At 42.4% G+C, this 20936-nt stretch carries 23 protein-coding genes; 5 read left to right on the forward strand and 18 right to left on the reverse strand.

What is annotated here, in order from left to right:
* Window positions 1-46 precede the first annotated feature (46 nt).
* The 10 genes from DI060_RS06665 to pyrB form a co-directional block, all read right to left on the reverse strand.
* The gene (locus tag DI060_RS06665) at window positions 47-232 is read right to left on the reverse strand and encodes a hypothetical protein (RefSeq protein ID WP_108974993.1); all 186 of its coding nucleotides are present in this window, start codon (window positions 230-232) and stop codon (window positions 47-49) included.
* The gene (locus DI060_RS06670) at window positions 232-1026 is read right to left on the reverse strand and encodes a pentapeptide repeat-containing protein (RefSeq protein ID WP_108974995.1); all 795 of its coding nucleotides are present in this window, start codon (window positions 1024-1026) and stop codon (window positions 232-234) included. The genes DI060_RS06665 and DI060_RS06670 overlap by 1 nt, the downstream gene beginning before the upstream one ends.
* 48 nt (window positions 1027-1074) lie before the next feature.
* Window positions 1075-1275 (reverse strand): 50S ribosomal protein L31, encoded by a 201-nt coding sequence (rpmE, locus tag DI060_RS06675; RefSeq protein ID WP_108974997.1) that lies wholly within the window; start codon window positions 1273-1275, stop codon window positions 1075-1077.
* A gap of 10 nt (window positions 1276-1285) precedes the next feature.
* On the reverse strand, window positions 1286-2692 hold the full coding sequence (gene rho / locus DI060_RS06680; protein WP_108974999.1) for a transcription termination factor Rho: 1407 nt from the start codon (window positions 2690-2692) through the stop codon (window positions 1286-1288).
* Window positions 2693-2823: 131 nt separating this feature from the next.
* A complete protein-coding gene (locus DI060_RS06685; protein ID WP_108975001.1) occupies window positions 2824-3945 on the reverse strand; it encodes a CBS domain-containing protein in 1122 nt (373 codons plus the stop codon).
* Between the two features lie 45 nt (window positions 3946-3990).
* On the reverse strand, window positions 3991-4629 hold the full coding sequence (locus DI060_RS06690) for a hypothetical protein (protein ID WP_108975003.1): 639 nt from the start codon (window positions 4627-4629) through the stop codon (window positions 3991-3993).
* Window positions 4630-5616, reverse strand: a complete 987-nt coding sequence (locus tag DI060_RS06695) for an adhesin OmpL37 family surface protein (RefSeq protein ID WP_108975005.1) — start codon at window positions 5614-5616, stop codon at window positions 4630-4632.
* Between the two features lie 52 nt (window positions 5617-5668).
* Window positions 5669-6895 (reverse strand): LL-diaminopimelate aminotransferase, encoded by a 1227-nt coding sequence (locus DI060_RS06700; RefSeq protein WP_108975007.1) that lies wholly within the window; start codon window positions 6893-6895, stop codon window positions 5669-5671.
* On the reverse strand, window positions 6879-7250 hold the full coding sequence (locus DI060_RS06705; protein WP_108975010.1) for a DUF2203 family protein: 372 nt from the start codon (window positions 7248-7250) through the stop codon (window positions 6879-6881). Before DI060_RS06705 ends, DI060_RS06700 begins: the two co-directional genes overlap by 17 nt.
* 6 nt (window positions 7251-7256) lie before the next feature.
* Entirely contained in the window at window positions 7257-8186 is a 930-nt protein-coding gene (pyrB, locus tag DI060_RS06710) for an aspartate carbamoyltransferase (RefSeq protein ID WP_108975012.1), read from the reverse strand.
* Between the two features lie 65 nt (window positions 8187-8251).
* On the opposite strand from pyrB, the gene DI060_RS06715 reads away from it, so the two are divergent.
* The gene (locus DI060_RS06715; protein ID WP_108975698.1) at window positions 8252-8665 is read left to right on the forward strand and encodes an acyl-CoA thioesterase; all 414 of its coding nucleotides are present in this window, start codon (window positions 8252-8254) and stop codon (window positions 8663-8665) included.
* Here the strand turns inward: DI060_RS06715 and DI060_RS06720 are convergent.
* The 5 genes from DI060_RS06720 to DI060_RS06740 all read right to left on the reverse strand — a co-directional run bounded on the left by DI060_RS06720 (window position 8649) and on the right by DI060_RS06740 (window position 12674).
* Window positions 8649-9245 (reverse strand): UbiX family flavin prenyltransferase, encoded by a 597-nt coding sequence (locus tag DI060_RS06720; RefSeq protein WP_108975014.1) that lies wholly within the window; start codon window positions 9243-9245, stop codon window positions 8649-8651. The two genes, DI060_RS06715 and DI060_RS06720, sit on opposite strands and share 17 nt — an antisense overlap.
* Window positions 9245-10153, reverse strand: a complete 909-nt coding sequence (locus DI060_RS06725; protein WP_108975016.1) for a UbiA-like polyprenyltransferase — start codon at window positions 10151-10153, stop codon at window positions 9245-9247. Before DI060_RS06725 ends, DI060_RS06720 begins: the two co-directional genes overlap by 1 nt.
* A 785-nt stretch (window positions 10154-10938) precedes the next feature.
* The gene (gene nth, locus DI060_RS06730) at window positions 10939-11586 is read right to left on the reverse strand and encodes an endonuclease III (protein WP_108975018.1); all 648 of its coding nucleotides are present in this window, start codon (window positions 11584-11586) and stop codon (window positions 10939-10941) included.
* 22 nt (window positions 11587-11608) lie between these two features.
* Window positions 11609-11890 (reverse strand): 50S ribosomal protein L28, encoded by a 282-nt coding sequence (gene rpmB / locus DI060_RS06735; RefSeq protein WP_108975020.1) that lies wholly within the window; start codon window positions 11888-11890, stop codon window positions 11609-11611.
* 19 nt (window positions 11891-11909) lie between these two features.
* Window positions 11910-12674: an LOG family protein gene (locus DI060_RS06740; RefSeq protein ID WP_108975022.1), complete on the reverse strand. Its 765-nt coding sequence runs from the start codon at window positions 12672-12674 to the stop codon at window positions 11910-11912.
* 137 nt (window positions 12675-12811) lie between these two features.
* On the opposite strand from DI060_RS06740, the gene DI060_RS06745 reads away from it, so the two are divergent.
* Window positions 12812-13609, forward strand: a complete 798-nt coding sequence (locus tag DI060_RS06745; protein ID WP_135355008.1) for a hypothetical protein — start codon at window positions 12812-12814, stop codon at window positions 13607-13609.
* Window positions 13610-13816: 207 nt separating this feature from the next.
* Here the strand turns inward: DI060_RS06745 and DI060_RS06755 are convergent, their stop codons facing one another.
* Window positions 13817-14719, reverse strand: coding sequence for an aldose 1-epimerase (locus DI060_RS06755; RefSeq protein ID WP_108975026.1), 903 nt, complete (start codon window positions 14717-14719; stop codon window positions 13817-13819).
* A 53-nt stretch (window positions 14720-14772) separates the two neighbouring features.
* Between DI060_RS06755 and sppA the strand changes: the two genes are divergently transcribed.
* From sppA to DI060_RS06770, 3 genes are read left to right on the forward strand one after another with little or no spacing between them, the layout of a single operon-like run.
* On the forward strand, window positions 14773-15765 hold the full coding sequence (gene sppA, locus DI060_RS06760; RefSeq protein ID WP_108975028.1) for a signal peptide peptidase SppA: 993 nt from the start codon (window positions 14773-14775) through the stop codon (window positions 15763-15765).
* Between the two features lie 14 nt (window positions 15766-15779).
* A complete protein-coding gene (locus DI060_RS06765) occupies window positions 15780-17207 on the forward strand; it encodes an MBOAT family O-acyltransferase (RefSeq protein ID WP_108975030.1) in 1428 nt (475 codons plus the stop codon).
* Complete coding sequence (locus DI060_RS06770; protein WP_108975032.1) at window positions 17176-17892, forward strand: hypothetical protein; 717 nt, start codon at window positions 17176-17178, stop codon at window positions 17890-17892. Before DI060_RS06765 ends, DI060_RS06770 begins: the two co-directional genes overlap by 32 nt.
* A gap of 14 nt (window positions 17893-17906) precedes the next feature.
* On the opposite strand, the gene DI060_RS06775 is transcribed toward DI060_RS06770, so the two are convergent.
* Together DI060_RS06775 and DI060_RS06780 are read right to left on the reverse strand one after the other, a co-directional pair.
* On the reverse strand, window positions 17907-18344 hold the full coding sequence (locus DI060_RS06775) for a hypothetical protein (RefSeq protein WP_108975034.1): 438 nt from the start codon (window positions 18342-18344) through the stop codon (window positions 17907-17909).
* Between the two features lie 180 nt (window positions 18345-18524).
* The gene (locus DI060_RS06780; protein WP_108975036.1) at window positions 18525-20930 is read right to left on the reverse strand and encodes a penicillin-binding protein 1A; all 2406 of its coding nucleotides are present in this window, start codon (window positions 20928-20930) and stop codon (window positions 18525-18527) included.
* Window positions 20931-20936 lie beyond the last annotated feature (6 nt).

Here is a 20936-nt window from a genome sequence, read left to right on the forward strand (position 1 = left end):
AAGATAATGGCATCCGAATTTGTGTCAAGAAATTCGAGACCAGATTCTAGGTAGGCTCTAGGTCAGAGAGCGCAAAGGTTAGATCATGGGGGTGGCCCTCCCTGTCATGGTAGATGACCACCGCATTCTCACCTTGCATATCTTTGATTTCTACAATTGATCCTGTAAAAATGAAGATACCATTGTGTAAAAAAGTACGTTTAGTAATCTTTACCTTTTCCCCAACCTGCATCACTCCAATCCCTCAGAATTGAGATATAGATCCTTGCCTGCTTTTTTCATTTGGTCAAAAATACCGATTTGTTTTTGGTCGACTCGAGTGCCGATGTCATACAAGGCATCCTTAAAATTGGCCCCCTCGATTTTAGCACCTGCCAATTTTGTAAACCGCAAGTCAGCTTCCTGGAAATTGGCTCCGGTCAAATCAGCACCGTTAAAGAATGAGGCCTTTAGGTTGGCACCTGAAAAGTTGGCACCAACAAAGCTTGTATTTTGCAAAAACGCATTGTTCATTTTCGCTCCAGAGAAATCCACTCCATCAAAGTTTTCCTTCTCTAGCATAACACTGGATAGATCAGCTCCACGCAAATGGCCTTGTGTCTTTAAAAGCTCTAGAACTTTTGCTTTTGTAACTCTCTTTTCGGGAGGAACAGACCCTCCCGTTTCCCAATCCTCGACTGCCTTGTGTAAAGCGGCAACCGCAGACTGGGGGTAGTTTTTCCGTCGCTCAGGGAATTCAAATAGTGTTTCTAGGGTGCCAGGTGTAAGTGCTTTAAGATCGGCCATGGACTTGCCTTTTGCATATTCAGTGGCCATGGCAAGTGCCACAATCCCAAAGCCACAACCTGTAGTGGTGTAGCTTGCATCCTCTACGAGTCCTGTATCATTTACCTTTAGGTAAATCCTGTAACCATCACCGCAGCCGGTGTTCCGGTAATAGGACACAACGTTCGCGTCCTCCATTTCACGGTAGTTCAACCGCTGGTCATTGATTTCCTTATACTTTGCGAAGTCCATCACTGCCATATTGGGATCACCTCTTCGGATTAGACCTAATCCGTAGACCGAAAGGTCTTATTTCATTTTATATTTTTTCTTAAATTTATCCACTCGGCCTGTTGTATCGACTACTTTCGATTTACCAGTAAAGAATGGATGGCAATTAGAGCAAATTTCGATGCTCATGTCACCAGCATAGGAACGTGTTTCGATCACATTGCCACATGCACATTTGATTTTTGCGGAAACGTATTTTGGATGAATGTCTGCCTTCATAATGGTCCCTCTAATTTGTATTCATACTCGCCAAAAACTGATCATTTGTTTTGGCAGAACGCATCTTTTCGATTAATAATTCCATACTTTCGGTAATACTCATAGGAGAAAGTACTTTTCGGAGGATAAAGACTCGGGTAAGGACATCTTGTGGAAGGAGAAGTTCTTCCTTTCGCGTGCCGGAACGGTTGATGTCGATGGCTGGGAAAATTCGTTTGTCGGCCAACTTTCGGTCTAAATGGATCTCCATATTGCCCGTTCCCTTGAACTCCTCGAAGATAACTTCGTCCATTCTAGAACCAGTATCGATAAGAGCGGTGGCTATGATGGTCAAAGAACCACCTTCTTCAATATTCCTTGCCGCTCCAAAGAATCTCTTCGGTTTATGGAGTGCATTGGAGTCAACACCTCCTGATAGGATTTTGCCGGAGGTCGGAACAACTTGGTTGTAAGCTCTCGCAAGCCTTGTGATGGAGTCTAGTAGGATCACGACATCTTTTCCATGTTCCACGAGGCGTTTTGCTTTTTCGATGACCATCTCGGCCACTTGGACGTGTCTTTGGGCTGGTTCGTCAAAGGTAGAACTAACGACCTCTCCTTTTACATGGCGGGCCATGTCGGTTACCTCTTCTGGTCGTTCATCAATCAGAAGAACAATGAGAAAAATTTCTGGGTGGTTTCTCGTGATGGCATTCGCAATCGACTGCATGAGGACTGTCTTTCCTGTACGAGGTGGTGCCACAATTAAGGCCCTCTGCCCTTTCCCGATAGGACACATTAGGTCAATCACTCGAGTATCCAAATGGCTTGGGTCAAACTCCATATTGATTTTTTCATTTGGATAGAGAGGTGTGAGGTTATCAAAGAGGTTTCGCTTTTGTGCTACTTCCACTGGGTAGCCATTGATGGACTCTACGCGTAGCATCGCAAAGAATCGTTCTGCCTCCTTTGGGGGACGGATCAATCCTTCTACAGTATCTCCCGTACGCAAACCAAAGAGTTTGATTTGAGAGGGTGAAACATAGATATCATCTGGACCTGGCACATAATTGTAATCAGGTGAACGTAAAAAACCATAACCGTCAGGCAGCTTTTCCATGACACCAGCAGCGTGCACTTGTCCGTCTTTTTCGGTCTGTGCCTGTAAAAGTGCAAACATGAGATTCTGTTTTTTGAGTCCATGTGTATTTTCAACACCTAGACCCTTTGCTAGATCGGCTAGCTCATTGATGTTCTTTTTTTTCAGTTCAACGAGATCAAGTGGAGGAGGAATGGGACCTTCGTATCTATTTTTTTTCTTCTTAAAATGCTTTGGCGGTTCTGAACTTTCTTCTTGGTCCATTATGCCGTTGTTTGAGTATTCAGGTTGGTCTTCAGGATTGTTGTATTGAACTTCTTCTTGTTTGCGTGATGCCATAGAGATTTACATAGTGTGTGTTTATTTGATTTTGAAATGGGAAACCATTTAAGACGGGAAGGACCGACTGAGCTACGGAGTGTTGTAGATATTTAAATGGTAGGGAAAATGTGCAATTCGACAGAAATACGTCAACGTATTTTTTTCTTCTTGGGGATTGTTTTCTTTTTCTTTTTTGGCGCCGGGCTTTTCTTCTTTTCTTTCTTTGCTGGGGCTCCTTTCTTCGGAGGAGCTGACTTTACTTGTGATCGCTTTCTCGGAATGACTTTCTTTTCCGGAGATTTTTCTTCTTCTCGAAATCGATCGGTTAACTTGAGATATTTGATGCGGTTTTGCAGTGTAGTTCGCGGTATTCCCAAATCTTCTGCTGAATGTGAAATATTGTTTTTGTTCAATTTGAGAGTTTCGTAGATAAACCTAGCTTCCACTTCTTCCAAGACCTTTTCCATGGGAAACTTTCCTTGGAGTGCCTCCTCTAAATTTGGGAATTTATTGCCTGTGGATGTATTCGCATTCAGACGGGTACTTAAAAAGGAGAGGTGGTACAAAAATCCGATGACCTTTGTATCTTTCTTTAGAGTGATGACTCGCACTAAAGAAAGAATTTCTGAGACGACAGTTTGTAGCACGGGTGCAGAGTGTTCGGTTGTATGCAAATCAAGATCATTTTCTTTGAGATAAGAGGCAAATAAATCTCGGTTTAGATTTTTTAGAAACTGCTCCGCCCTTTCTAAGGAATCTTGGAAAAAGTCCTGGCTCAAAAATTTCGATTCAAATGCTTCATTATAAAAGACTGTGTTGCCCTGAACATCTGTTGATAATAGCCCATCGGGAAAATTTGCTAAGATTTGTTCCATATACCAATGGATAGAGTTTTGGCTTTCTTTCTTTTTATCCCGCTGTTCCGCTAAGTGTTCAACTTTCGGATCTCTCTTGGTGGATGTTGCATCTAACTTATGGTATTCGGCAAGGAATCGAGGTTTGTCCCATGTCTGGGTGGTCTCCCCCTTTGCATTGAGAACCGGGATCTTGCTCGCTTCTTTGAAAAAATGAAGGAAAGATTCCTGTAGTTCGGTATCTAAGAGCGAGCTAGGGATGGAATCATAGGTCTCTTTTTCCTCTCCCAAATCCGCAAGTTCTCTTAGAACCTTTTCTTTGGAGAGAAGTCCTATGAGATCTCCAGAGGCACCGAGTACCGGAAGGTGACTTGCCTTTGTGAGTAAGAACTGTTTGTAGAGAGTCTCGATTTTCACCTTCGGGTCATTTTGCAAAAAAACTCTAAGGTGAAAATGATAATTTTAATTGGTCTGAATGGTTCCTGATTTTTGTTGTTTGCCTGTTTGCCAAACAGGTTCAGCCCATGCTGCATGTGCAGCCTCATAACCTGAGGGGCTTTCCAATCCTTGGGCGCGTAGCGAAAGTAAGGAGTAAAGAATGGATCGTTTGTATGTATGTAAAGAAAGATGGTAATTCCCAGAAATGAAAAATTCTTTGGCATGGTCTTTTTCTAATTTTGCCATACCCAAATAACGATTTACTTTCTCTTTGGTTTCCCACTCCATTTTTTTGGCGGATTGTTTCTCTTGGCTTTCTGTTTGGTAAAAAGCAGATTGAGCCTTACCGTAGATGTCAGAAGCAATCTCTTCCACTTGGAGGCAGAGTTTTCGGCCAACGAAAGCAATTTCTCCCTCGGCAAGGCTTAGGTTTTTTTCCATCTCTGCCTTTGCTCCTGCTCGATAGGCCTCCTCTACATTCAACTTCACTTGGTGCAGAGGATTTTTTGTTTCTTCTTCAGGAATGGAAAGGGTTTCCCGCACATCGAAGATGAGCTGTATCCTTTGGTCGAAATGTTTTTTCCTTTCTCGGTAAGACATGGTAGACTTTGCCAAAACCGAGAGAGAGAGGCAGAAAATTAGGAGATACACTATGGGTTTCATTTATTTCTTCTGAGCTTCTGGATACGAAACTTTTCCTTGTTCGTCGATCACGGGGACTTGCGGGACCGATTCTCTTTTAGCACCTTCTGTCTCTTTGATGAGAGCATTCGCTTCCAACAATAGATCCAAACGTTTCGCTGTGATAAATCCATAATTATCATCGTGTTGCTCTAACAAATCCAGTGGTTTCGCGTCTGGATTTCCCGGAGGCTGTACGGTTCGTTCCATACGTTTGTTTTCTATGAAGTTGATGAGGGTGTTCCTCACTTTTTCATAGTTTCTTTGTTTTTCCTCTTCACGAGCTTCTTTCAAATCTTCGTTAGATCGGTATTGGTATTCAGGTTTGTCTTCATCCGGAGTTTTACTGTAGATCATCGCAAGGATTGCAAATCGTTTTGCACGTCTAAGAGTCAATATCCCCTCTTGGTAGAGTTTCAATTTGTAACGATATTGGTGAGGACTGGAGTTCAATCCAGTTGTATATAAATCTTCGGCTGACCTTAGGTCACGGAAACCCAATCTGAGCAATGCTTTTGATTGGCTATCATTGGAACGAATGATGGTAGGAGCCGCTGATTCTAGCAAGGAACGAGCATCTTCAATGTATTTTTGGATCACAACTTCAAAGATGTTTTTCAATTCGCCTTGAGCTCTTCTCAACTGACGGAAAGCATAAGTGTAATTGCTTTGGAGATACCACATATTCCCTGAGAAGTCGGATTGGTTCGCTTCCTTTAAGAGCTTAAAGTAATCGTGGTCTAGATTTTTTTTACCTGTATCGGCACTAGGAGTGGCTGTTGGTTGGGCAGATGGAGCCTCTTCTTGAGGAGGAGCCAGATTGCTCAAACAAACATTGATGAAACTGATGTTTTCTTTGTTTTCAAAGATTAAAATCCCCAAATTCGTTTGTTCGGGGGAAACGGCACTCAAATGTGAGATGTGAACACTCGCAAGCGCCGCAAAGAGGATGATTTTCCATTTTCCCATAGCTCTACCTTAGAATATATATCGGAGAGCTAGGGAAAACCTTTCCTACTTTTTACAATTTTTGTATGCGTTCCAAGGCAGAAATCACATCCTCTCGCTTTCCAAAGGCGGAAAGGCGGAAATACCCTTCCCCGGCGGGTCCGAACCCCGAACCTGGAGTACCCACCACCTGAGCGGATTGGAGCAGATGGTCGAAAAACTCCCAGGACTTCATTCCCTTTGCTGTCTTCAACCAGATATACGGAGCGTTGGTCCCTCCAAATACAGTATACCCCGCTTTGCCCAATCCCTCTCGGATGAGACGTGCGTTCTCCATATAGTAGGCAATCTGCTCTTTGATTTCCATTTGGCCTTGGGGAGAAAAGACTGCCTCAGCTCCCTTTTGTGTGATGTAAGAGACCCCATTGAATTTTGTACTATGGCGTCTCGACCAAAGAGAATTGAAACTCACAGATTCTCCAGCCTTCGTCTTTCCTTTCAGTTCTTTCGGGATGACAAGATAGGCACAACGTGTTCCTGTAAACCCCGCTGTTTTGGAAAAGGAGCGGAATTCCATAGCCACTTCTTTAGCACCAGGAATCTCAAAGATAGATTTTGGGATGTTAGGGTCTTGGATGAAGGATTCATAGGCAGAATCAAATAGAATGATACTTCCATTTTTTTTGGCAAACTCGACCCACTCTGTTAGGCGGGCTTTGGAAGCAACCATACCAGTGGGGTTGTTGGGATAGCAGAGATAGATGATGTCTGCCTTTTCTTTTGGAAACTCTGGTTCAAATTGATTGGCTTCTGTGGCGGGCATATATACTATATTCTGGTATCTACCATTGGCATCTGCTTCACCGGTTCTCCCAGCCATCACATTTGTATCAACATACACTGGATAGACGGGATCTACCACCGCAATCTTTGCATCCAAGGCAAAAATTTCTTGGATATTGCCACAATCACACTTTGATCCGTCGGAAACAAAAACTTCGTCTTCATCAATCTTTACACCTCGTTTTGTGTAATCGTGTTCAATGATCTTTTGGATTAAAAAACTGTAACCTTGCTCTGGGCCATAGCCGTGGAATCCTTGTGGATTGCCCATTTCTTTGGCGGCCTCCACCATCGCATTTACTATGCTAGGTGCTAAAGGCAAAGTTACGTCTCCAATGCCAAGTCTGATGATCTTCGCTTGGGGATTGCTCTCCGCATAGGCTTTAACACGTCGTCCGATTTCAGGGAATAGATACCCTGCTTTCAATTTTAAATAGTTTTCATTGATTCCCGTCATCTGAGTCCTCACTAGGTTTTTCGATTAATTTTCTGGAGCGGAAGCCGTCATTGTATCCATGTTCATACATGACATCATCTTCGCCCCAAGTCCAACAATAATAGCCCTTCCCATGATCAAAGTCCACCAACCAGAGACCTTTCACGTCTAAGCCCAATGCTAACATCTGCCCCGACCAGGATTGCACCAAGTCTGCAATCTCTGCTTCTTTTGTTTCCATAACATTCTCTGGATAAATAGAGGCTCTCAATTCTTTAGCCAGCACAGAACATTTTTCGTAATATTCAGAAGTGATTTCAATAATGGTCGGTAGAACTTCTTTCGCTTCCCTTAGGGTCCATATTTTTTTCCCCATAAAGATCTAGAAATCGACTCCCAAACTCAAACAAAGTAGAGCCATCCGTACGACAACACCATACTTTGCCTGTCGAAAGTACGCTGCGTTCGGTAGATCATCCACATCGGTTGAAAGTTCGTTCACCCTTGGGAGAGGATGTAAAATCGTAGTTTGTTTTTTAGAAGCTAATACAAGCTCCTTGTTTACTTTATAAATATCTTTTAATCGTTCATACTCTCTATGGTCAGCAAATCTTTCTTCTTGTATGCGTGTAACATATGCAACATCTGAGTCCCAAACAGCTTTGATATCTGTTGTCTCCTCCCAGGTCATAGGGAAGCCACTTAAATACTTTTTGTAGGTATCAGGGAGCCTCAACTCTTCTGGCGAAATTAGGTATAAATGCACAGAATAATGACGTAACAGATTGATGAGTGAATGAATCGTCCTTCCGTATTTTAGATCACCAATAAAGGCAATGGACAGCCCGTCTAGGGTTCCTTTTTCAGAAATAATAGTGTATAAATCCAGGAGCGCCTGTGTTGGGTGTTGCCCTGCTCCATCACCCGCGTTGATCACAGGTATGCTGACCGCACCAGCAGCAATCCGAGAGCTTCCTTCCACTGGGTGGCGGATAACAGCGATATCAGCATAGCCTTCGATCATCTTCATGGTGTCGTATAATGTCTCACCTTTGGAAATGGAAGAAAATTGAAACCCGACCGTAGAAACGAGGCGGCCACCTAACCGTTCCATGGCGGTTTCAAAAGATAGCCTAGTCCTAGTGCTAGCTTCAAAAAAAAGCGATGCGAGAAGTTTGCCTTTGAGAATACCAAATGCATCCCCGGACTCCTGCAAAGAATGCATCTTCTTTGATTTTTTGATAAGAAAATCAAGATCTTCCTTTGAAAATTGCAGTGTGTCTAGGATATTCCGATGTGAATATGAATACATGTTCCGAAAGCTTTTATCAAAGGTTTTTTGTATCGAAGAAAACGAAAAGAAAATTTTATGTATCTATGTCAGAATCAACACGAAACAAACTTTCGGATATGGAACTCGTGACCCAACATTTGGTGCAACCAGACGATCTCAACTACCACAACAATCTTTTCGGTGGGAAGATGCTGTCTTGGATCGATGAAGGGATGGCAATGTTTGTTATGACAAAAATCCGCTATACAAATATAGTCACAATTTCCATGGACAATGTTGTTTTTAGATCACCAGCGAGAGCCGGAGATATCATACAAATCTATGGCAAAATCATGAAGTATGGAAAATCTTCCGTAACTAGCAAAACTTTAGCCGTAACCAATAACCCACAAACTCAAAAAATTTCAGAGGTGATTGAAAGTGAGATCACCTACGTATGTTTAGGTGAAAATGGAAAGCCTTTTGCTTACTTTAGAAACTTTAACCCTCCCATTTAGGGAAAAGTTGGTGCTCTATGCCAAGTAGACCCAGGATCCTTCCGGCGATAAAATCTCCTAGGTCTTCTAAAGTTTTTGGCATCTGGTAGAATCCAGGTGATGCAGGTAAGATGATGGCTCCAGCTTCATCCAGAGCCAACATATTTCGGAGGTGGATACGGTTGTATGGTGTTTCTCTTGGAACAAGAACCAAGCGTCTTCTTTCTTTTAGGCTTACATCGGCTGCTCTTTCTATGAGGTTTTCTGTAAACCCTGCATGTATAGAGGCTACAGACTTCATACTACAAGGCACAACGACCATCGCATCCCATGCATTGGAACCACTGGCGATGTCGGCACCGATGTCATGAAAGTTTCTGATTTTGAAGGAGTGCACATCACCTAATCCATACCTTTCTCTAAGAAAGGCTAAGATATCCTCTGGCGTTTTGACTTGAGTTTCATATTCTTCTGAAAATATACGAAGTGAAGGTGGACTTACAATCAGAAAGGTTTCGCCTTCTAAATAGGACAGCGCTCTGATAAACCTCGCTGCATAGATACTACCACTCGCACCAGCAAGTCCCACAACCAATCTCATTAGAATGAGATTCCCGATACAATCTTGACCATCAATTCGGACCATTTGTCCATTACGATAGCGAACAAAAGAACTACAGAAATGTATGAGTTGATCTGGTAGAATTGGATGGGAAGTTCCTTTGTTTCATGCGCCCAGGAAAGTTTGTGTTCATAAAAAATGAGAAGTGCGATTAAACCCAAGAGTAGGAAGTACAACATCCCTAAATCGGAAACATAACCAGCAAATCCAAACACAAGAATGGAAATTATATGCATACCCATCGCAACCAAACGTGATGGTGTTTCACCTAACTTTGCTGGTATAGAATGTAAATCTTCTTTTCGATCAAAGTCCATGTCTTGGATGGCATACAACACATCAAAGGCCGCTATGTGGAAGAGTAGACCCAAAGAAAAACTAATGGGAATGAGGGAGATAGACTCAGTGATGGCGATCCATGCCCCAAGAGGCGCTAAGGCCAAAGCAAAACCTAAAACAATATGACAAAACAATGTGAATCGTTTTGTGAGCGAGTAGAGAAATAAGACAAAGAGTGCGGGAAATGAAAGTAGGAATGCTAGCTTATTGACAAAAAAACTCGAAATGATGAAGATAAAAGAGGACAAGCCTATGAACAACAAGGCAGAAATCTTTGAAATCCTCCCGGCGGGAATCTCTCTATTCTCTGTTCTGGGATTTTTTTCATCGATTTCGGCATCCACATAACGATTGAATCCCATGGCGGCACTCCTGGCACTGACCATACAGACCAGACAGAGAAAACCGATCCTCATAAGCTCATTCATTTCAAGCGGCGATTCTAAGTAGGCAAGTACGAAAGAAATAGCGGCAAAGGGTAGAGCAAAGAGTGTATGAGAGAATTTGATCATTTTTCCGTATAAAACGAGGTTGTGGATGAATTTCATCTGGGGACTTCCTCTGCTGGTTTAGACAGAGGCAGGTAAAAATTGGTTCATGAATCTTTCAAATCTACCGTTCTTCTTATTGGAACCTGCTAGAATGAAGATGCATCTCCGAATTATCCTCTCTTTTTTTGCAGTTTTTTCGCAAACTCTCCTCGGTCATCCCAGTTTTGAAGACCGACCCATCCGCTTTTACTACCATTGCGGAAAAAATGCAATCACTGCCATGGACAAGGAAGGAAGAGGTGGCTTTGCAGCCCTAATCTATCATGTCCAAAGAGAAAAACAAGAATTTGAGAAAAAGATGGGCAGAGTGTACTTTTTGTTTCCCTTTCTGTCTCCGAATGATCCTCATCTCAAAAACTTTCCCTATGATGGATTCGAAGAGAAAAAAGGCAACCTGTTTCAGTTAGGACATGTAAAGATAGGTCTAGGAGAAGCGAAAAAAACTGATTGGGTTCAATTGCCTTGGGATGACCTCGACGCTCTTGTTTATTTTGATTTAGGGGAAACGAAACTACCTCCTGCAAAACTTCCAGAACACAAAACGAACACTTTGCCCGTTTTTTTAATCACCGAAGCAAAACATGGTGCTAGATTTCAATTTTTTGGAAATGTTCACCACATCCATTGTCCTATGGATTTTGGAAAAATTGGTGTTTTGGATCTAACATTTCGAAAGCGAGACCTGATCGCAATCCACGAATCTATCGTCTCAATCAACCTTACCGATAGAAATCGGTCTTGGATTCCTTACGATACAAGTGTTACAGAATCAAGTTTGCCAGCTAAGTCGGAGAATATGACGGACAAAGTTCAGCCAACACGCAAGTCGAACATTCAGTTCGGCGGGCTTGGCAATTCTTACGACCGAGAAATATCAGGTACAGAGAAAAGTTTCGGTAAAGATTAGGAGGAAGTAATTTCATAATATCTTTCTCAATCTTCACAGGATCCGTGTTTTTTGTTAGTCCGAGTCGATTGGTCAATCGTTTCACATGTGTGTCCACGACAAATCCTTCGTTTACTCCGTACAATTCGTTCAGAACAACATTGGCAGTCTTTCGGCCAAAGCCTGGAAGTTTGATCGCATCTTCCAAACGATTCGGAATCTTCCCTCCAAATTCTTCAATGAGCATTTTGGCAAAGTTTTTGATATGCTTTGCCTTATTGTGGTAGAAACCAGTTGAGAAGATCAAAGCTTCAATGTCCTTGGTTTTGGCTTTGGCAAAATCTTCTAGGTTCGGGAAGGTTTGGAATAATTTAGGAGTGACTTGGTTCACTCGTTCATCCGTACACTGGGCGGAGAGGATGACAGCGATCGCGAGTTCATGGTCTTGTGTGAAATGTAAGGGGGTTTCGACTTCCCCAAACTGCTCTTCTAACTTACGATAGATTTGTAGAGCAGTTTCGGGCTTAGCTTTGGACCTTTTCATAAAAGCCCAATCTGACGAGAGCTTATGCCTTTGGGCTAGTTGGTTTTACTCCCACATACTTCTTAGGAGCAATGGCTGTAATGTCACCACCATGGTCTTTTATGGCTACTTTTAGGCCTTTTTTTCTGAGAGTTCTCAATGCCCGCGTAGAGATCTTTACTCGAACCCAACGGTTCTCATCTTCCAGGAAGATTTTTTTGGTAACGACATTGACCTTCCAAATTCTACGATTTTTTTTATGAGAGTGGGATACATTGTTCCCAGCCGTAGTTCCTCTTCCTGTCACAACACATGTTCTAGCCATAAAATTCCCTTTGTTTCCGCTATGATTTTGTACCCAACTTCTTGGTCAATTCCAAACGTATCTTTTGTTGCATCGCTTGGATGGCTTCCTCTGGGCTATCCACCATTTGGAAGAGGTCCAAGTCCTCTGGCGAGACCAAGCCCCAATCCGCCAAAGCTTCTAGATGCAGTACTTTTTTCCAAAAGCTTGAGCCATAGAGAATGATAGGGATACGAGATTTTTTTCCCGTTTGTACGAGAGTGAGGGTCTCAAACAGCTCATCAAAGGTGCCAAATCCACCAGGAAAGGCAATCATTCCCCGACAGTATTTCATGAACCAAAGTTTCCGCATAAAAAAATAATGGAATTCAAAGCTCAGATCCAAGCTGGCATAAGGATTGGGACTTTGTTCATGGGGAAGCGCAATGTTCAATGCAATTGATTTTCCATTGGCATCCATGGCACCTCTATTTCCTGCCTCCATGATGCCTGGGCCACCGCCCGTACAAATATGTAAGCTCCTTCCTGGAAATTCTTCATGGAATCTCTTTCCCCAGTCAGTTACCAAACGACTGAATTCTCTGGCTTCTTCGTAGTACGTATGTAAGGATGCTAAATTGGTATGTTTTGTGGTTTTCAACTCTTCTGGAGATGGGATCCGCGCAGAACCAAAGACAACTACAGTATCTGTGATGCCTTTTTTTAATAACTCGGACTTGGGGTGAAGGTATTCTGAAAGAATGCGGACAGGCCCAGCTTCATTTCCCCATAAAAAATCTTTGTTTTCAAACGCAATTTCTGTCATTCTGTTCCAAAGATCGACCGATTCTTGTGCAAACAGCGATGAAATTCTTGCCGAAGTCCATTTCTTCATTCTACAGAGATTTCTTTTCCATCTTTTTTAAAGAAACAGTGATTAGGTGGAAAATAGACAGGATCTTTATGCCAGCTAGTGAGCTGACAAAGACTTTGGAAGAGATTCTTCTCCCCGAAATCAGGCAGAAAGTTTCGCAAAGACTTCGGTTCGAATATAAAACCCAAATGGAATCTTTGGGAAAGGCAAACCTAGACCTGGCCATCTATATGCCGAAGGGAAACTTCTGGCGCCGAATGGAATGGGAGAAGAGAATCAATATGATTCTCCAAACCAAACTACCCATGGACAGTGATTCCCAAGGGAAAGATCTCCTTCCGAAACAGAGCCTATGGACATGGCTAGTCCGGCCAAGGTCACTGCGGATCGCCCAAAGCACCTATTACCAGCTTCGCCTGGACTTCTTAGACATTTCCCAACCTAAGCGATCCCAGATCATACAAAGACCGCTCGGAAAGATAGATTGTTTCTTCCGAGTGTATGAACTACGTTCTATCCAATCTCTTTGGAGAGTAAGGAAATTTAAGCCACCTTACCCGCGTATGGCGGATTGCTATGTTCGGGCAAAAGAAATCTTCTCCAATGGAAATTACGGTAGATCTCATTATGTTTTTCTAGGACGGAGCCTACAAAATCACAACGACAACTATCTACTAACGTTTTGGGGCTTGGAGGGTTTGGATGATTTGCCATTCAGCAGACAAATCCCAAATCAAATCTTCGAAATCGAATCCACTCAAAACAGACAAAGGATTGAAACACTTCACCTGGATTTTGGATATTTGCCAGACCTAAGCCTAGCGGATGTAAATGCCCTGCTTACTGGCGACCAGGTTTCCACTTCTTCGCTTCATCATCAAGGATAATGAAGCGAGAATTTTTCCCAATCTTCACTTCATTTAACTTCTTGTCACTCAAAGCTCGATAAACAGAAGTTCGGCTGGTGTTTTTCTTTTCTGCAAAGTATTTGATCTCCAAAAGATTTTTGCTTAAACTTTTGCAGGATTGTATTATCTTTTCAGTCATTTCGTTGCGAACCTCGCAGTTTAGACGAATGAGAGCAAGCAAGATTTTCAAAAAGTTTCAATTCGTATCAAAAATGTAATTTTTTTCTCTTCACCAGGTTGTATTGCAATGATGGCATCCCGTTCAAAGTGTAAAAAGTTTCCTGTTGCTGTCATTGGTTCAATGGCAATAGACTTTCGATCTGGTGGAATGTAGATTTGGTAGTACTTCCCACCAATCACCAATACCCGTTCACGGCGATTGACAGAGAAAAATCCGAAGTAAACTTCGTCTTGTGGTGGATTCACCGACTTATAGAGATGGTCAAAATTTTTTCCTTCTAATTTTGTTTCTCCCACAAATCGAATCGGCTCAGGCACAATCCGCTCCGGAATCAGATAATCACCTAACTTAACTTCTTGGAAGCCAGAACCAAAGAGATATAAGTCGTCAACTGTCGAGTCTTGTCCAAAAGAAAAGTAAGGATGGATGCCTAAAGAAAACAGAAACTCAGAATCACTATCATTCCGAATGCTATATTCTATGCCTAAAGCGTGTTGGTTAAGGTGGTAGGTTTCCACAACTACTTGTTTGCCCAAAGCAGTTCCCTTCCATTCCTCAGGAATTTCAAAGCCCAGGCTCAAAGAACGAGAATTTGTATCACCGGTTTCTGAAAGAATAGTACGAGGCAAACTATGGTACAAGCCATGCAATGACAAACCATTCCCGTCAGTTAACCATTGTGTGCTGGGAAAAAATGGTTCCCTGGCCCAAGGATTTGGATCCAATCGATTCACCCAAGGAAACATCAAAAAGGAGCCAGAAGCGAAGAAAGGATCATTTTCTTTGTGTCCGGAAAGGACTGAGATGGGACGATTTTCAAGTGGAGAGACAAGCTCCAATCCAATCCACTGCCCACCATTCTTTAATTGTAAAGTAAAGGTGGCACCTGCGTGCTTTAGTTCGTACAATCCAAACCCCCAAAAATGATTGAACCCAATCTTTCCAATCTTAAAAAGGTTCTATGTCTTTACGGAAGCACTTTTTAATCTCGCTCGCATTCCTTTTCCTCTCCTCTCAACTGCAAAATTGCATCATCGGCCCGGGAGCCTTCGGAGCATCCAAGCCGAATTTTGAAGAAAAACTCATTTCAGGCAAAGGAAAAGATAAGATCCTGTTGATCCCAATCGAAGGGGTGATCAGCGATGAGTCCAGGGAAGCGACTCTCTTCGGAGGTGGGCGCGAATCTCTTGTAGCCACCGTCAAAGAGTCTCTCAAATTTGCGGAACGGGACAAACAAATCAAAGGAATCATCTTAAAAATCAACTCACCTGGTGGGACGGTTACCGCAAGCGACATCATCTATGAAGAGATTGACAGATTCCGTAAAAAGACAGGCATTCCCGTTTTTTCTATCTTTATGGATACAGCTGCCAGTGGGGCCTATTACATTGCAATGGCGACGGACTTCCTAGGAGCACACCCGACAACAGTCACTGGTTCTGTGGGTGTTATCATGCAAAATGTGAATGTCAAAGAAGGTTTGGACAAACTTGGAATCAAAGACCAATCCTATACATCTGGGCCAAACAAGGCACTTGGTTCTCCCCTCATAGAAACAAGCCCCGAACAAAAACGTATCCTTCAATCGATTGTGGACAACCTCTTCGATCGTTTTTTCAAAGTGGTTAAGAAAGGTAGACCAAATGTTCCTGAATCCCGTTTGAAAGAGATTTGTGATGGCCGTATTTTTACCGCAGAACAAGCCAAAAAAGAAGGTATGGTTGATGCCATAGGATACTTTGATGACTTTGTCCTCCAAATGACTTTGCACCCTAAATACCAGGGTGACAGAACAGACAGCCCTAGGATCATCATCTACCAAAGAGGATCGACTCGTTTAGAAAATGTGTATATGGCAAACGAGCCCAACAACAACCCAAGCACTTTGACGAGCATCGAGGGATGGATCAGTCCAAAATCAAGCGCTCGATTCTTTTACCTTTGGGATATTTAAACTAAAAGGACTGCATGTTATTTAACTCTATTCCTTATTTTATTCTTTTTCTACTTACATACATTCTATATTGGAATGTTGAGCAAAAGTTTCGCAAATCGATACTGATCACATCTTCAATCTTATTTTATGCGTACTTTAGCTTTCCATTTCTATTCCATTTTTTAGCCGTCATTTTAATCAACTACGGCTTTAGCGAATGGATTTTTAAGAGAAAACAATTAGGAAAATCAAACCGCTGGGTGATTGTTGGGATCGTACTCCTTAACGTAATCAACCTAGGTTTTTTTAAATATTTTTATTTTGTAACTGGTACATTGTATTCTTTGTTTGGTGATGAATCTATAAAATCATTTGCACAATCCTGGAATATCTTTTTACCTCTTGCGATCAGTTTTTATACCTTCCAGATCATTGCGATCCAAATAGATATAGATAGAGGTATTTTAAAGGAAAGAGTTAAGTTCCAAGATTACTTTTTGTTCATTCTCTTTTTCCCTCAATTGATCGCTGGACCAATCATGCGGTCGGATAACTTTATCCCACAAATCGACCATCCTGAAATAGATGATGATAGAATGAAGAAAGGTCTCTTCCTCATTCTAGGTGGATTATTCAAAAAAGTCGTCATTGCTGAAAATATAGCTCCCATCATCGCTCCTATCTATCTAGAACCGGACAAATATGATAGTTTCTCTCTTTTCTTTTCCACTATGGCCTTCGCAACACAAGTGTATTGCGATTTTTCAGGCTACACGGACATTGCAAGGGGATCTGCTAATTTACTCGGTTACGAAATTCCTGAAAATTTTAAGGGCCCTTTCCTTGCACAAAGTTATAGAGATCTTTGGAGCCGTTGGCATATCACACTTTCCTCCTGGCTAAGAGATTATTTGTACATACCACTTGGGGGGAACCAAGGGTCGGTCTTTAGGTCAAATTTAAATATGTTCATCACTATGTGTTTGGGTGGGCTCTGGCATGGAGCCAATTGGGCTTTTGTGGGTTGGGGAGCTTATCTGGGCGCTTTTCTTTGGATAGAGAGATCGATTTACCTATTCAGAGGCAAGAAAAAAATACTTCCTGATAGCCTACCTGGTGTTTGGTGGATTCGGTTTTTATTTGTCTACTTCACATTTTCATTTTCTGGGATTTTCTTTCGCTCGGCTGCACGCGGTGATGAGGCTATGCCCACAGTCTGGGCCGTATTCAAAGGCATTTTGACATTTCGCGACTCGGGAGACACTCTTGATCGTTCCGATGAACTTCCCTTGCTCATCCTTCTGGGATTGTTTTTCAATTGGTTGCAATACTCCGATTGGATGTATGAGAAGTGTAAACCCTACCAAAACTATCTATTGCCATTCCTATCTGTGATCCTCTTCTTGTTGTTGGGAATATTTGGCGACGGTGGGCAAGATTTTATCTACTTCCAATTTTAAACAAGGTCTTCTTCTCCTCATTTTCTGCATTCCTTTGGAATGCAGAGATCGTTTAGAATGGATACGAAGGCTTCCCACGGAATCAGAGTATACAAATTCTCAAATGCCCAATCTGCCTTTGGCCATTTTCAATCGACCATTTCAAATGAAATCTCCTATGGGAAATCCTAATGTAGAACTCATTGAAGAAGAATGGATCGAACTCAATACCCCCTCCACATTCAAAAAGATGTACAGAAGTTTTAAATCAGAGAAAAATAAAACAAAAATAACTGTTTCCGAAGGGATAGGTTTGTACAAAATGTACGGACCTTGGGTTTTATTGGAATACCAGGAACGAAGAGAGTATTCCTGCCAATTGACAAGTGCTAAAAGACGTGGCTACTTACCTCCGAAATCCATTACCTTCTGCGCCAAGGAACAAGGCAGATTTTATTCCTACCGATCAAAATTACTTTACCATTATTCAGAAAAGGAGAGGTCCCTGATCCCTCTTCAATACGAATCAAATTTTAAAGAGTTTGAATTTGGAATGGTTTGGGATTTGCCCAGAGCCTATCGGGATGACCAGGTATTTATGGCTGTTCGCAGTAAGTATGGAAAAAAAGAATTCCAACCTCACGTATATGAATACGAGAGGTTGGTTGACTCAAACAAAGAATCAAAAGAGGGTAACCATCTCTAGAAAAGAATCAAAACTCAATTTAGAGCAACCAAGGAACAAACTTTGCCGTATGCAAGGTAATCTTCCATCGCCTTATCTCGGTATTTCACAAGACCATGTTTTTCAAACTCTTCGCTGGCAACTTTTGCAGAGAACGCGGCATCGCAACTCTTTCCTGCTTGGAACTCAGCTCCTGAGCTTAAATAAAGAATGGAGGCATAACTTTTATGATTTCTTAATCCTATCGACTCTCGGATCTTAAGTGCTCTTTTGTAGTGCACACTTGCCAGTTCAAACTCACCCATTGCCTCTTCATTAGAAGCCATTTTGACTAGTTCATTGGAAATCTCAGTGAGAGTCGATTTATCGTAACTATCAATAAGGTAAGATATATCTTCAGAGGTTTCAGAAAAACCAGAAGCAACCAATGTGGAACTGAGAGCAATACCAAGGAACGCTAGCTTTGTTTTCATAAATCCTCCGAAGAGCCAGAGAAGGACTGGCCTTTGGTAGATTTATATGCAAGTGGCGTGCCATGTGGATTGCTGGCTAATTAGGGTGTACTCCGCAGAGGGTAGCAGGTTTCATGCTTACACTTTAAGCACGAAACTAGAATCTGCTTAAAGTATAGGCAGTACGCTACAAAGTATAGTTTATTTTAACTCATCATCGCTGATTTCAAGCTCCCGTTGTAGGAAATCCTTGAGATCTAATGAGCGAAAGTGGTCCCGGTCACCGTCACATTGCCGCCCACCAGGGACAGAAAGGCTGCGGCCTGCGATTGTGATGGGCTTTAGAAAGAGATTGGAAGTCAAAGGACAGGTCGGAGAAGGAGTCATCCCATTGAATGCGCAAGTGGCACCTTTGACGACATCGCTAGGGACCTCTTCTTGCGGAAATTCTGGGTAGGGACCACCATTGTACCAACGGGAATATAGCTTACCAAAAATAGGAGCTGCAACACCCGCAGCGGTCACTCCTTGCCCTAGGGAGAGAGAGGACTTGTCGAATCCCATCCAAACAACGGTCGTGAATTTCGGATCAAAACCACAGTACCAGACATTGGTATAAGATGAGGTAGAGCCAGTCTTTCCACCAGAGATACCTTTATAATTTCCTTTGTCTCTATCTCGTAAAGCAGCGGTTGGCGTACCACCGGTGGCAACTCCAATCAACATTTGGCGGATGATATAAGCAGTAGCCTCGGGGATGATTTGTATTGTTCCGTTTTTCGCCTTTTCTGCTAACTCTTCTTGTACTTCTTTCTCTCGGTTGTAGAGGATGGAACCACTTTGGTCTAGCACATAACGAATGCCAAACGGGATCACATCTCTCCCTCGATTTGCCATGATGGAATAGGCAACAGCCATTTCATAGGGAGTAAGCTCTGCCACTCCTAAGGCAAGGGCGGGACCTGTTGGGAAACGAGCTTTATTCGCCTTAGTAACTTTGGAGGCAAAATCAATGACTGAGTCGGTGCCAGTTCTCATCAAAACTTGTACAGAAACGATATTCAAAGATAAAGATAAAGCCCGTGAAAGTGGGACCATACCACGAAAGTCACCAGAGATATCCTGAGGCGAATATCCTTCTCCCTCTTCTGTCAAAGTAGTCAGAGGTGCATCCATAATCCCAGTGCCAGATCCTACGGCTCTGTTTTGAATCGCGGCGGCATAGACCATAGGCTTGAATGCAGAACCAGTTTGCCGCCTTGCAGACATTGCACGGTTGAACTGATTTTTGGGGGTAAACCTAGATCCACCAACCATCGTTTGGATATAGCCCGTTTGGTGGTCTATGGTAATAATAGCGCCCTCTACGTGTAAGTTGGAAGAAAATACAAGAGAGGAACGTCTAAACTCTTTGACCGCTGCACTCTCATTTTCAGAGGGAACAAAATCTGTTAAAAGTTCTAGGGCTGGCGCCATTTCCTTTTCCAGTTGAAGTCGAAAGACCTGCCTATCATCTAAGTTTGTGATAAAAGGAACACCTACTGGGAATACAGAACCCAAGAGATTGTACAATGAAACTAATGATCGATCTGCCCTTCCCGCATAACGAAAGTTTGCACCAAACGCATATCGATCCTGTTCGATAAGAGATTTACGTAATTCCTCTTCTGCAATTTCTTGCTTACGAACATCTAGTGTAGTATATACCTTGAGCCCGCCTGTATAAACAGCATCTTCTCCCACTTGTTTTTCAAGGATTTGGCGAACGTATTCGGTAAAGTGAGGTGCTCGGTTGAGTTTTGTACCCCAAGTGGAGCGTGAGGGGGATTGTGTGACAACAATGGGCCAATACTTCTGCCAAAACTCCTCATGAATTTTTTGCACATTTTCTTCCGGGATAAAACCATTCTTAGCCATTAAGCCCAAAACAATTTTATGTGCATTCTTTGCTTCCATGGGGTTTTTAAAGGGAGAATATGTGACTGGAGCCTTGGGGAGTCTAGCAAGGAGAGCCGCTTCTGCCACATCTAAGTCTCGTACATCTTTTTGGAAATAGACATTGGCAGCAGAAGATAAACCTGTCGTACCATGGCCGAGGTAGATCAAGTTAAAGTAGATTTCTAAAATCTCTTCTTTTGTATATTCCTGTTCAATTTGTAGAGTCAAAAGAGCTTCCAAAAACTTTCGTGCGAAGGTCTTTTTACGTTCTTGGAGTATGGTTTTTGCTAATTGCTGAGTGAGAGTGGAGCCACCCTGTACAATCCGTCCAGCTAACACATTTTTAATGGCCGCTCTTACAATCGCTAAAAAATCGATACCAAAGTGGTTGAAAAAATTATCATCCTCTACGCTTAAAAAAGCATGGATAACATGAGGAGGAATATCTTGGTATTTTAGTAGTTCTTGTTTGTGTCTATACAACTCCGCAAAGAGTACACCATTGGCATCATAAAGTTTTGTAGGAGTGGTCGGTTGGTAGGAGGCCAATTTTTGGAGCTCTTTACCTTGGTTGACTTCGGATAGGATGTACCCAAAGAACAATCCACCTAAGAGAGAGATAACGAAAAAGATCGATAGAGTAATTTTAAGAGTTTTTTCCTGGTTCATATGGTA

It is taken from the genome of Leptospira ryugenii (assembly GCF_003114855.1).
Lineage (GTDB): Bacteria > Spirochaetota > Leptospiria > Leptospirales > Leptospiraceae > Leptospira_A > Leptospira_A ryugenii.